This window comes from Rhizobium croatiense, assembly GCF_019793465.1.
GTDB classification, from domain to species: Bacteria; Pseudomonadota; Alphaproteobacteria; order Rhizobiales; family Rhizobiaceae; genus Rhizobium; species Rhizobium croatiense.
In genome coordinates this window covers 225,496-237,947 of sequence record NZ_JAILYJ010000005.1, presented here as the reverse complement: position 1 = coordinate 237,947, position 12,452 = coordinate 225,496, and the positions used below count along the sequence as shown (strand labels likewise).

General features: G+C 62.0%; 9 protein-coding genes. 3 read left to right on the top strand and 6 right to left on the bottom strand.

Annotated elements, in window-relative coordinates; translation table 11 throughout:
- Positions 1 to 6 precede the first annotated feature (6 nt).
- Entirely contained in the window at positions 7 to 1,401 is a 1,395-nt protein-coding gene (locus K6M89_RS10750; RefSeq protein ID WP_222139411.1) for an NAD(P)(+) transhydrogenase (Re/Si-specific) subunit beta, read from the top strand.
- Positions 1,402 to 1,461: 60 nt separating this feature from the next.
- Here K6M89_RS10750 and K6M89_RS10745 read toward each other — a convergent pair whose 3' ends face one another.
- The 5 genes from K6M89_RS10745 to K6M89_RS10725 form a co-directional block, all read right to left on the bottom strand.
- Positions 1,462 to 1,944 (bottom strand): DUF992 domain-containing protein, encoded by a 483-nt coding sequence (locus K6M89_RS10745; protein ID WP_222139410.1) that lies wholly within the window; start codon positions 1,942 to 1,944, stop codon positions 1,462 to 1,464.
- 150 nt (positions 1,945 to 2,094) lie between these two features.
- Complete coding sequence (locus K6M89_RS10740) at positions 2,095 to 3,750, bottom strand: sensor histidine kinase (protein WP_222139409.1); 1,656 nt, start codon at positions 3,748 to 3,750, stop codon at positions 2,095 to 2,097.
- Positions 3,751 to 4,230: 480 nt separating this feature from the next.
- Positions 4,231 to 5,100: a tetratricopeptide repeat protein gene (locus K6M89_RS10735; RefSeq protein WP_064683202.1), complete on the bottom strand. Its 870-nt coding sequence runs from the start codon at positions 5,098 to 5,100 to the stop codon at positions 4,231 to 4,233.
- 134 nt (positions 5,101 to 5,234) lie between these two features.
- The gene (gene rpsU / locus K6M89_RS10730; protein WP_003585885.1) at positions 5,235 to 5,447 is read right to left on the bottom strand and encodes a 30S ribosomal protein S21; all 213 of its coding nucleotides are present in this window, start codon (positions 5,445 to 5,447) and stop codon (positions 5,235 to 5,237) included.
- Between the two features lie 156 nt (positions 5,448 to 5,603).
- On the bottom strand, positions 5,604 to 7,214 hold the full coding sequence (locus K6M89_RS10725) for an adenylate/guanylate cyclase domain-containing protein (protein ID WP_222139408.1): 1,611 nt from the start codon (positions 7,212 to 7,214) through the stop codon (positions 5,604 to 5,606).
- Between the two features lie 293 nt (positions 7,215 to 7,507).
- On the opposite strand from K6M89_RS10725, the gene K6M89_RS10720 reads away from it, so the two are divergent.
- Complete coding sequence (locus tag K6M89_RS10720) at positions 7,508 to 9,688, top strand: CHASE2 domain-containing protein (RefSeq protein WP_222139482.1); 2,181 nt, start codon at positions 7,508 to 7,510, stop codon at positions 9,686 to 9,688.
- A gap of 164 nt (positions 9,689 to 9,852) precedes the next feature.
- Here K6M89_RS10720 and K6M89_RS10715 read toward each other — a convergent pair whose 3' ends face one another.
- The gene (locus tag K6M89_RS10715; protein ID WP_222139407.1) at positions 9,853 to 10,887 is read right to left on the bottom strand and encodes a FecR family protein; all 1,035 of its coding nucleotides are present in this window, start codon (positions 10,885 to 10,887) and stop codon (positions 9,853 to 9,855) included.
- Between the two features lie 284 nt (positions 10,888 to 11,171).
- Here K6M89_RS10715 and K6M89_RS10710 point away from each other — a divergent pair, with 284 nt between their 5' ends.
- The gene (locus K6M89_RS10710) at positions 11,172 to 12,425 is read left to right on the top strand and encodes a sarcosine oxidase subunit beta family protein (protein WP_064683204.1); all 1,254 of its coding nucleotides are present in this window, start codon (positions 11,172 to 11,174) and stop codon (positions 12,423 to 12,425) included.
- Positions 12,426 to 12,452 lie beyond the last annotated feature (27 nt).

The following is a 12,452-nucleotide window of genomic DNA, read 5'->3' as shown; positions in this document are numbered from 1 at the left end:
CGACCGATGACCAATATCGCAGCCTTCCTCTACCTCGTCTCCGGCGTTCTGTTCATCCTAGCGCTGCGCGGCCTGTCGCATCCGGCCACCAGCCGCAAGGGCAATCTCTACGGCATGGTCGGCATGGGGATCGCCATCCTGACGACGCTGGTGCTGGCGACGCCTGACTTCGGCGGCTTTGTGCTGATCATCCTTGGGCTTAGCATCGGTGGCAGCGTCGGCGCCTATGTCGCCCGCACCATCGCCATGACCTCGATGCCGCAGCTCGTCGCCGGCTTCCATTCGCTGGTCGGACTTGCGGCCGTGCTGGTCGCGGCTTCGGCGCTCTATACGCCTGCTTCCTTCGGCCTTGGCGAGATCGGTCATATCCACACCGAGGCGCGTGTCGAGATGGCGCTCGGCGTGGCGATCGGGGCGCTCACCTTCACCGGCTCGATCATCGCCTTCCTGAAGCTCGACGGACGCATGTCCGGCAAGCCGATCCTCTTGCCCTACCGGCATGTGATCAATGCGGCCCTGCTGGCGCTGATCATTCTGTTCATCATCGGGCTTGCCGTCGCCGAAAGCCATTTCGACTTCTGGGCAGTCGTGGCGCTGTCGCTGGCGCTCGGCGTTCTCTTGATCGTGCCGATCGGCGGCGCCGATATGCCCGTCGTCGTCTCGATGCTGAACTCCTATTCGGGATGGGCTGCGGCCGGCATCGGCTTCACGCTCGGCAATCTGGCGCTGATCATCACCGGCGCGCTCGTCGGTTCCTCCGGCGCAATCCTCTCCTACATCATGTGCAAGGGCATGAACCGTTCCTTCGTCTCCGTCATCCTCGGCGGTTTCGGCGGCGAGACGGCGGCCAGTGGACCCGACACCTCGGACCGGACGGTCAAGCTCGGCTCGGCCGAGGACGCGGCCTATCTGATGGCGAATGCCTCGAAGGTCATCATCGTGCCCGGATACGGCATGGCGGTTGCCCAGGCCCAGCATGCCTTGCGTGAACTCGCCGACAATCTCAAGAAGAACGGCGTCGAAGTGAAATATGCCATTCACCCAGTTGCGGGCCGCATGCCCGGCCACATGAATGTGCTGCTCGCCGAAGCGAATGTTCCCTATGACGAGGTCTTCGAGCTCGAGGACATCAATTCGGAATTCGCCCAGGCCGACGTCGCCTATGTCATCGGCGCCAACGATGTCACCAATCCGGCCGCGCGCGACGACAAGACCTCGCCGATCTACGGCATGCCGATCCTCGACGTCGACCGGGCGAAGACCTGCCTCTTCGTCAAGCGCTCGCTCGGCTCCGGTTATGCCGGCATCGACAATACGCTTTTCTACAAGGACGGCACGATGATGCTGCTCGGCGATGCGAAGAAAATGACCGAGGATATCAACAAGGCGATTTCGCATTGATCGAGTGAAACAGCCGCCCTCCTGCATATCGCCAGGAAGTGTGCAGCGGGGGCTGCTTTCTTATGTCTCGCCCGGCACCAGCGTCATCTTCTCGACCCCGATCGCCAGGTTCAATCCTTCCTGAGCCTGGACGTTCAACGGCTGCAGCATGAACGCTTTGTTGGTGCCGCCGGCGATCACCTTGGCGCCGGCGCCTGCACCGATGCTCGCATCCGCCCCGATGCCATAATATTCACCGGCCAAGGCGAATTGCGGCATATCCGTGCCGGTTTTCGCAAGCACTTGCCAAATCATCACGCTCTTGCCGGTCTGACCAATGTCGAGGCCGAACTTCTCGATTTTGCCGGCGTAGACCGCCTTGACGCCGCCGGATGCCGGCGTGTAGGTGCAGATCAGGTTCTTCTGCGACGTGATGATCAGACCCTGGCCGCCATCCGATCCGCAGACCAGGCGGCCAAGCGTGACATAGTTTTCCGCGCCCGCCGGGCTTGCCCAGGCCGCGGCCGTCAGAGCCGCGGCTGCGATGATGGTTTGCTTGAACATGGTCTTTCTCCTTAGGAACGACCTGTTCGAAACGGGTGCAGGTGGCGATTGTTCCGGGAGGCTGAAGCACGCCGCATCAAACGTGATTCATGGGATGCGCTCTGGCGCTTTGATTTCCAGGAACCCCTGCGCTCCTCCGGGCTACATGGGTCAGTCCCGTTCCAGTGCGGCGCGCTGCGCCGTCAACACCCATAACAGGCCTTCAGGCAGGAAATCGATCTCAACTGTGCCGCGGAAGGCGGCGGCGGCATGGGCCTTGATCACGGTCGTACCGAAGCCTGTGCGTGAGGGCTCTATCACCGGCGGGCCGCTACGCTCCTCCCAGGTGAAGCGGAGCAGGGCATCCGGCTTGTCTTCCTCCCGGACATCGCGCCATTCGAAGCGGACACGGCCCTGCGGAACGGAAAGTGCGCCGTACTTCACCGAATTGGTGGCCAGCTCATGCAGCGCCAGACCGAGATTCTGCACCGCGTCGGGCTTCAGGACGAAATCCTCACCTGTGATTTCGATCTGTTCGCGCGATTGCGGGAAGGCCTGTAGATGGATATCGACGACCCGCCGCAGCGACACGCCTCCCCATTGCTCGCTGGTCAGCAGCTCGATCGAACGCACCAGCCCCTCGAGGCGGTCGGCGACAGCGGCCTGGAAGGTCTCGACGCTGTCGGCCTGCTTGGCGAGCTGGCGCATCATTGCCTGGACAAGCGTCAGAAGATTTTTCGTGCGGTGGACGAGCTCGTGCATGACGAAACGCAGCCGGTCCTCGGTCTGGCTGCGGTCGAAGGAGGCATTCGACAGGGCGATCGCCACCTGGTTCGCCTCGATGACGCTGGTCTCGACCGGCGAGACAATGTGGCCGTCGCCCATACGCTTTGCCATTTCGGCGATATCGCGGATGGTGGTGCGCACCTGTCTCGCGACGGCATAGGCGGCGAGCACGGCGACGAGCACAAGCGCCACGCCGCCGATGATGAGGAAGCGCCAGGTGCTGAGGATCGAAGCCTGTGCCACCGGCCCCCAGATCACCGTTTTCCATGACCAGCCGGGAATTTGAGCATAACCGAGCAGCATGTGGGGCAGGATCGTCTTGTCTTCGAAGACACCCCGGGAGAAACCAAGCGCCGGCAGGATGCGCGGATCGAAGGGCGTGCCGGGTTCCAGGGCTGCGGGGCCGGCGGCAACGACCACGTGACCGCTTTGATCGATGACGGCGGCCGACCAGCCGGCAGCAAGGCCCTGAGTCGTCACCAGCCTGCCGAGATCCTTGGCATCCTGCGTAATGATCAGGGCTGCGACCGGATCATCCGCTGCCCGCGGGAGGGTGACGTTATAGACCCAATCGCCGCTGGTTCTGCCGCGAAAAACATCGGAAGCCTCGATGCGGCCGGATTTCATGGCGGCATCGAGGGCGGCGATATTTGCCATCTCTCCGAGCGGCGTGCCGAAAGGCCGGCGTGTATTCAGCAGTTGCCGGCCGGTGCGGTCGACGGCAAGCACGTAAAGCGAATTGTTGCGCAGAGCCGTTTCCGTGCGCTCGTGGAAGGAGGCGAAATCGCCGTTTTCAAGTTCCGGCGAACTCGACAGCAGCCGCAGCGTCGTCGCCATGTCCTGAAGCTGGCGGTCGATGATGCGCGAAAGGGCAAGCGCGTCCTGCGCCGTCTCGCGCTTCAGCGCCGAACGCTGATTGTCCTCAAGCTGCAGCAGAAGCAGCGTCACGAAGGCGAAAATCGGCAGCGCGATCGCCACCGCCATGGCAACGAGATAGGTGCCGATCGAAGCCTTTGGGAAGAACAGCGCAACGATCTTCATTGAATGCGCCACGCCGCCTGCGCCATCGCACAATCCATCGAGTCCAATCGAGCGAAGGATAAAATCACCGGGCACAAAACATGGCCGCATCCCTTGCGTCGCTTGGACGATGCGCGGCGCTGGGGCGGGCGCTGCCCGCAACAGTTTTCGCTCGCGGTCAGGAACGCAAAGATCCGTATCTCTTGCAAAACGCCCTCAACACGTTTTTCCAACGCCCGATAGCGGGCTATCGAAGCAGCGACATGTTAGGGGGAGCAAGAGCGGCTTGCAACATCGTATGACATGCCATCAAAGACGGCGGGTGTTTTTTCCGCACCTCTCTTTTCAAGGCGATGCAGCCGCCTCCATGACAGCGTCGACGTCATCGACCGCCGCTGCACGCGCATCGGGCCGGTGACAGATAAGGCGGCTCCGCCCGAGATTTCTCGCAACGGCAAGGATCTGGAGCATCCGGTGGTCCGGCCGCCCCAATGCACATCCTTAGCCGGCTGGTGCGACGCCGACGCGAGCAAGGCCGTCACGAGCCGGCTGGTACTTCGGATCGAGGCCGATCGCATGGCGATAGGAGCGGGCGGCCTTGGCCTTGTCGCCGCGGCGTTCGTAGACGAGCGCCTGGTTGGCCCAGGATTCGGCGATGTTGCCGTTGAGCTCGATCGCATGGTTGAAATCGGCAAAGGCGTTGTCGTCGTCGTTCAGCGCGATATAGGAAATGCCGCGGCCGTTATAGGGCTCGGGCGAGTTCGGCGCGAGCGAGATCGCTTTCGAGAAATCGTCGATCGCCTTGTCCTGCTGATTGCGCTTCTGATAGATCAGACCGCGATTGTGATAGGCGCGGCCATCGGTGGTGCCGAGCTGGATCGCCCGGTCGAAATCGTTGAATGCCTGGTCGTCCTGGCCGGCCATGCGATAGACATTGCCGCGGCCGATATAGGCGACGTCATAGCTCGGGTTGATCTGCAGCGCGGCGTTATAGTCGGCGATCGCCTGAGCCTGCTGACCCATGTTGCGATAGACGAGGGCGCGGTTGGCATAGGCCTGGAAGAAGCGTGGATTGATCTGCAGCGCCGTGTTGAAATCGTTCAGCGCCGGACGGAATTGGCCGCCGCGGCCGTAAGCGGAGCCGCGGACATTATAGCCTTCGGGATCCCGGGGGTTGGCGTTGATAACTGCCGTCAGCGACGCGATGTTTTCTTCCGAACCCTGCGCCTTGTCGATGCGGATCACCGCGTCCGTAGTATTGGTCGTTTCGCAGCCGGCAAGGCCGAACAGGGCGGCCAGCGCCATAGCCGGCAGCAATGCGGTTTTCTGCAAGCGCCAGGCGCGGGACGGATTGAAGGTGGTAACAGCCATTCGGGCTCGCTTTCCCCATGCGGCATATCCGATATTGGGATATGCGATCTTCAGCGGCAAACTAAAAAGGCGGCGGCGAACCAATCGCCCCCGCCACAATGCATCTGAAAACGTCGAAAAAACGACGGCAACGCTTAGCGTGCGACCAGGCCTTCGCGCTGGGCGCGCTTACGGGCCAGCTTGCGAACGCGGCGAACAGCCTCGGCCTTTTCGCGGGCACGCTTCTGCGACGGCTTCTCGTAGTAGTCGCGCATCTTCATTTCGCGGAAAATGCCTTCGCGCTGCATCTTCTTCTTGAGAGCGCGGAGAGCCTGATCGACATTGTTATCGCGGACAAGTACCTGCACGAGAATCACGTTCCTTTGGTTTGGTTGATGCCTGAGGCGGCGCAGCGCCAGGGGCAAAAAAATAACGTTCGCGCGGCCGCAGCCTTGCGATTGGTGATGCGGGATAGCAGATCGGGTCGGGGAAGTCCAGACGGATATGGGAGGCAGGTGGAAAAATCACACCGGCCCGGTATCCTGTCTCGATCGCGCCGACTCCGGCAGGGCTTCATCGAGAGCTGCAATCGCCTCCTTGAGCGCCGTCTTGACCCGAAGGCGGTCGGCGGGCTCCACCCGGCTCATATCCAGATGCAGGTCGAGGCCGGCGAGATGTTCGCTCAGAACGCGGCTCTTGTGATCCGCGCCGAGCGTCAGCCCATCCACAGCATAGGGCACGATCTCGCGCTGTATGCCCTTCATCGTGATCGGCGGCAGCGGATGGGCATCGACGATCTCGTTGACCAGCGCATAGGTTTCGTAGCTGATGACGATCTCTCCGCCCTGGGCGATCGATTGCAGGCGGGCCGCGAGATTGGCCTCCGCGCCGATGATCGTATAGTCCATGCGGTCGCTGCTGCCGAAATTGCCGACATTGCAATAGCCGCTATTGATTCCCATGCGCACGACGAAAGGCTCTTCGGTGCCGTTTCTGCGCCATCTGTCCTTCAGTTCGCCGAGGCGGCGCTGCATGTCGACGGCCATGCGCAGGCAGGCTTTCGCATCCTCCTCCGGCCCCTTCGTTTCCGGGTCGCCGAAGAAAACCAGCATGGCGTCGCCGATGAACTTGTCCACCGTGCCGCCATGCGCCAGGGCAATGTTCGACATCTCGGTCAGATATTCGTTGAGCATCTCCGTCAGCGCTTCCGGCTGCAGCCGCTCGGTGGTCGCGGTGAAATCCTTGATGTCGGAGAAGAAGATCGTCAGGCGCTTGCGCTCGGTATGGACGACCACGTCCTTCTGCCCGCTGAAAATGCTCTTGTAGATCTGCGGCGAGAGGTAGCGTGAAATCTTCAGCGAGACGCTGGCGAGGAATTCGTTGGCCGCTTCCAGGTCCTGGTTGGCGTTATGGATTGCGCGCGCCTGCTGCCGCTGCAGGAGAATGAAGCTGAGGCCGATGATGGCGACAAAAAGAAAATAGCAGAGCAGGTATTTGAAGGCGAAGACGTTGCTGGCATAGGGCTGCCGGATGATCACTTCCTGAATGCCGCGCACATCGCTCACCTTCCAATCGGTCTTCGGGCTTTCCGGGTGGCTGTTATGGCAGGCAACGCAGGCCTGGCCCATGACGACAGGGGTGGTGAACCGCAGGGTATCGGTCAGTCCGACACGGGTGAGGTCGTTCAGCGTCTGTTGCGGATTGGCGCGCAGCGCCGCGAGCGCTTGTCTTTCGAAGTCGTCGAGCTCGTGGGATGCGCGGCTCTTGAACGGGAGATCGGAGACGAAACGATAGGTGATATTGGCCTGCTGTTCCTTGATGACGTCGCCGAGCTCCAGCGAAAGTGTTGCCGGCAGCGGGATGGCGCCTGGAATATTGGCATAGTTGTGGGAGACGACCGTGCCGGCGGCCGCACCGCTGGCATGCGCGGCCAAAACCCGTCCGACGACGTTCGCCGAATAATAGGAGCGGATGCTCGATATGAGCGAACTCATGTCACGCGCCTGTCGCCGCAAGGTATTTCCCGAGAGATCGCTAATGTCGAGCCAGACGGCAAGCGGCAGCCCGGCCAGCATGGCCAGCACGACGGCGATCAGCCAGTAGCCGCTTCGGCGCGCGGCGGATTCGGAAATCACGGCGACCCTTACCCTTCTCTTGAAAGCGTGCGATTTTCGATCGCTACAAGAACATTTCGCCGGGCGCCCGGCAAGGTCGAAGCCTTTGTCATCCCAGCAAAAGCCTGGCCAAAATCGGACCCGTGGGCTCATTGACGGCGCTTCTTATCGGCCGGATGGAAAGGCGAAGGGCAAGAGGTCGAAAACGGAGCGCCCATGACGCGTGCGCGAATGGCATTCGGGCCGAAAGCGGCGTAGCCTGTCTGCCGGCAGACGCAGGCCGCTCCGCCGCGGGAGGGACAGCCGGTGAGATGATGACACGCGTGCAGCAAATCGGTGTGGTTATCGGCCTGGCGATCGTGGCGGTGCTGACGATCCTGCGGGCGGGCGATCCGGGGATTTTCAAGCTGATCCGCGGGGTGACCTTCGACGAATATCAGCGGCTGGTTCCGAGAAGCTTCGAACCGATGCCGGTCCGCGTGGTTGACATCGACGAAGCCTCGCTGCGCGAATTCGGCCAGTGGCCGTGGCCGCGGGACAGGCTGGCCCTGTTGGTGGACAGGCTCTCGGAAATGGGGGCAGCGTCCATCGCCTTCGATGTTCTCTTCGCCGAGCCGGACCGGCTGTCGCCGCGCAACGTCGTTCGCGAGATCGCCGGCGTCGATCCTTCCCTTGCCGAGAAGCTGCCCGATAACGACGAGATATTCGCCGGCTCGATTGCCGGCAAACCCGTCGTCCTCGGCTTCGGCTTGTCCAACGAGGGCAGTTACCGGCCGCCCGTCAAGGCGGGCTTCGCCTTCACGGGCGAAAGCCCGGTCTCGGCCCCGCCCTTTCTGCACGCTTCGACGCCGCTCAGGCCGCAACTGGAGGCCAATGCAGCGGGGCTTGGCCATATCAGCCTCAATCCGGGCAATCCCTCGCCTGTGGTTCGAGCGGTTCCGCTGTTCCTGACCGATGGCGAGCAGCTCTATCCGAACCTGGCGATCGAGGCGCTGCGGGTCGCGCAGGGGGTGTCGACCTATGTGCTCTCGGGCGCGCCCGACCGCGCCGCCATTATGACATCGGCAAAGATCGGCGACTTCGTCGTGCCGCTGACGGCGGCCGGCGAACTCTGGCTCTATGTCACGCCGGACCGGGCCGAGCGCTATATATCTGCACGCCAGGTGCTCGCCGGTGCAGGCGCCAGCCCCGACGTTGCGGCCGCCATCAACGGCAGCGTCATTTTCGTCGGGACTTCTGCGGCCGGCCTGCAGGACATTCGCGTCACCGCGCTCGGCGAGAATGTCCCTGGCGTTTCGCTGCATGCGCAGGCCGTCGAGCAGATTCTCTCCGGCCAGTTCCTGTCGCGGCCCGACTGGGCGGACGGGCTGGAAATCCTCACGATCGCGGTGCTCGGATGCCTGCTCGTCGTGGTGACGACCTTCGTCAGTCCCGCCGTCGCCCTGGTCTGCGGCCTGCTCATTACGGCAATGGCGCTCGTGGCGTCGTGGTTGTCGTTTCTCTATGCGGGACTTCTTCTCGATCCGCTGGCGCCGATCGTCAGCGGATCGATCACCCATTTTGCCGCAACCTCGTTCCGCATTCTGGTGATCGATCGGGAAAGGCGCGAGGTGCGGCGCGCCTTCGGACATTATTTGTCTCCGTCGCTGCTCCATCGCATTGAGCATAACCGCGACGCATTGCGCCTGGGTGGGGATGACCGCGAGCTGACGGTCATGTTCGTCGACGTCAGGAACTTCACCGAGATGAGTGAACGGCTGGCGCCGACGGATGTCGTCGCCTTCCTGAACACATTGCTCGACGCGCTGAGCCGTCATGTCGTGGCCAATGAAGGCACACTCGACAAGTTTATCGGCGATTCGATCATGGCGTTCTGGAATGCGCCGGTCGATGTTGCGGATCATGAAACCAAGGCGGTTCGCACAGCCCTGGCCATGCGCGCGACACTCGCCGAACTGAACGCCGGCGACGCCTTCGGCTTCGGTCCCGATCAGGAGGTCGGCATCGGCATCGGCATCCATACCGGCATTGCCTGCGTCGGGAATATGGGCGCCAAGACCCGCTTCAACTATTCGGCGGTCGGAGATGCCGTCAATGTCGCGGCCCGCATCGAGTCGTCGTGCAAAGAGGTAGGCTTCGATATCCTCATCTCCGACAGCACTGCACTTTCAGTGAAGGGAATGGCGCTGATCGACGCCGGCGCCATTCCACTGAAGGGAAAGAGCAGCCGCACTAAGATCCTTGCCGTCCTCGGCGATGAGCATGTGGCGGCATCCCGGGAATTCGCCGCGCTCAGTGCCGTTCACCGGCAATTGATGCAAGCCCTGCATTCGCATTCAAAAAATACCCGCAAACTTATGGATACGGCAAAGCTCAGGGCGGATGAAGTGGTGGGCGGTTTGGTGGAATTTTATCGGCGGATACCCAGCAGGACCAACCATTTTCGGGAATTGCCTGCGGTGATCGAAAAGAGCGCCGCCGATGCCGAAAAGTAAAAGCGATTTTCCAAGAGCGGTGCCCTTCTTGGGGATATCACCTTCACTGCCCGACACGCCGACAGTCCTCGCCGGCCTTTGCACTGCTCGTCGATGCACTGGCCCATCGTCTGGCGGATACAGCAGTGCCGACGCCTTGACTTGCGAGGATCCCGAAAACAGCCTCACCGACCGCGATTGAAATTCCGACTTCTGTCGTGGTTTCGATCATTCTTATGATCGCGATCTCCATCATGGTGGCGCTCGAGCTCCCGATGATCCAAACCGTGATTTCCCGGCTTTCCGTCATCGTCATGGCTGCCATGGCCCTCATGCTTGTCGGGTCTATCCGGCTTGTCATGGTGGGGCTTGTCATGGTGCGGCCTGTCGTGATGAGGCTTGTCGTGATGAGGCCTGTCGTGATGAGGCTTATCGGGCTTGTTCGGTCGCTCCTTTTGCGGCTCGGCCTGTCTCTGTGGCGGATCCTGCCTCTGCGGAGCAGGTGCAACTGCCGGCGGAGGCCGTGTTACGTCTTTTCTTTCCGGCATCACGGAGGCCATATTGCAGCCGCCGAGCATGCCGAGGCCGCCCGAAAGCCGTTGGTTGCCGGAAAGGAAGGGCAGGGCACGCTGGTTTCCAAGTCTGTCAAGGACGTTGCGATCGACCCGGCCGGCCGCCGTCATATCGCCATTCGGTTTGGCGACAACGCAATCGCAGCGTTGCTGCAGCTGGCGACAGCCGCCGGGGCCGCAGAAGCTGGCCGCGCCGTTCAGGAGGACGACGGCGGTGGTGCCGTCGGGGCCGACATAGAAATCGAATGCAGTGCCGCGCACGCCGATCGTGCCGGCGGGCGTCAGGATCTGATAGGCCGACGATTTGGAACTGCCGCTGACCCAGCGGAAGGTCCCCTTGGCGGCCTTGATGGTGAGCTTTCTGACCGATTGCGTGTCGTCGAAGACATATTTGTCGATGACGACAGAGGACCCCCAGCCGACCGCGAGCTTGGTGCCGTCTCGAAACAGAAACTGGCCAAGCCCGGATTGCGATGTTCGAATCCGCTCGTCACGGTGAACGCTGGTATTGACCTCAATCGGTCCGGCCTGTCCGGTGACTTCAGTCTTGATGAGGACAGCCTGACCAACCGGCTCGGCGGCGGGCGACGCCTGGGCGCTGCAAAACGCGATGAGAAGCGCGTGGAAGAATGAACGCTGACCCCACATGATACAAGAACCCTGGCAAGGGGGGAGAGTTAACATTTTAGTAACTGCTTGTCTTCTCGCCCTCTTGGGTGAGGGCTAGCCGGCGGCCCCGATCGATTGCAGGTTGTGCCAATGCCGGAGGAAGCGGAGCGCGTGTCCTGGAAAACAGGGCGCTTTTCGACATCATGTCGCTCAGTGTCAAAACCAAAGCTCTCGCGCGTCGCAAAAGAGCCGTTGTGCCGCATTTGGATTTGCGATTTGTATGGGCACGGAGAATAGTCCTTGCCCGAAGGAGAAGAAGGCGGATGCGGAAATATTCGGTTTTTGCCGTGGCGCGAGAGGCCCTTCGTGGCCACAGAGGCTGGGAGAAGCAGTGGACTTCACCAGAACCGCGCGCCGAATACGACGTCGTCATCATCGGCGCCGGCGGGCACGGCCTGGGAGCCGCCTATTACCTCGCCAAGGAGCATGGCATCACCAATGTTGCGGTGATCGAGAAGGGCTGGCTCGGCGGCGGCAATACGGGGCGCAACACCACCATCATCCGCTCGAACTATCTCTATGAAGAGAGCATGCACATTTACGAGCATTCGATGAAGCTCTGGGAGGGGCTTTCGCAGGAGCTCAACTACAATGTGATGTATTCGCCGCGCGGCGTGATGATGCTCTCGCACAATATTCACGACCAGCAGTCCTTCAAGCGGCATATCCACGCCAACCGGCTCTACGGCATCGACAATGAATGGCTGACGCCGGAACAGGCGAAGGCCTATTGCCCGCCGCTCGATATCTCCGCCAGCGCGCGCTACCCGATCAACGGTGCGGCACTGCAGCGGCGCGGCGGCACGGCGCGGCATGATGCGGTCGCCTGGGGTTATGCGCGTGCAGCATCGGACCGCGGTGTTCACATCATCCAGAATTGCGAAGTGACCGGGATCCGCCGTGCGCCCGATGGACGCGTGACCGGCGTCGAGACCACGCGCGGCTTCATCGGCGCCAGAAAAGTCGGCGTGTCGGCGGCCGGCCACACCACGACGATCATGAAGATGGCCGATGTGCGGGTGCCGCTGCAGTCGAGCCCGCTGCAGGCGCTGGTTTCCGAGCCGCTGAAGCCGATCTTCCCCTGTGTTGTCATGTCGAACACGGTGCACGCCTATATCTCCCAGTCCGACAAGGGAGAACTCGTCATCGGCGCCGGCACCGACCAGTACAATTCCTACTCGCAGACCGGCGGGCTGCAGATCATCACCCATACGCTTGATGCCATCTGCGAACTCTTCCCGATGTTCCGGCGCGTCAAGATGATGCGCCAATGGGGCGGCATCGTCGACAACACGCCGGATCGTTCGGCGATTCAGTCGAAGACGCCGGTTCCCGGGCTTTACGTCAATTGCGGCTGGGGCACCGGTGGCTTCAAGGCAACGCCGGGCTCGGCCAATCTTTTTGCCCATCTGATTGCCCGCGACGAACCGCACAAGTTCAATGCCGGCCTGACGCTGGAGCGTTTCCGCAGCGGCCGGCTGATCGACGAGGCTGCTGCGGCGGCGGTGGCGCACTGACGATGGGTGTTTTCGTGCTCACGCTCG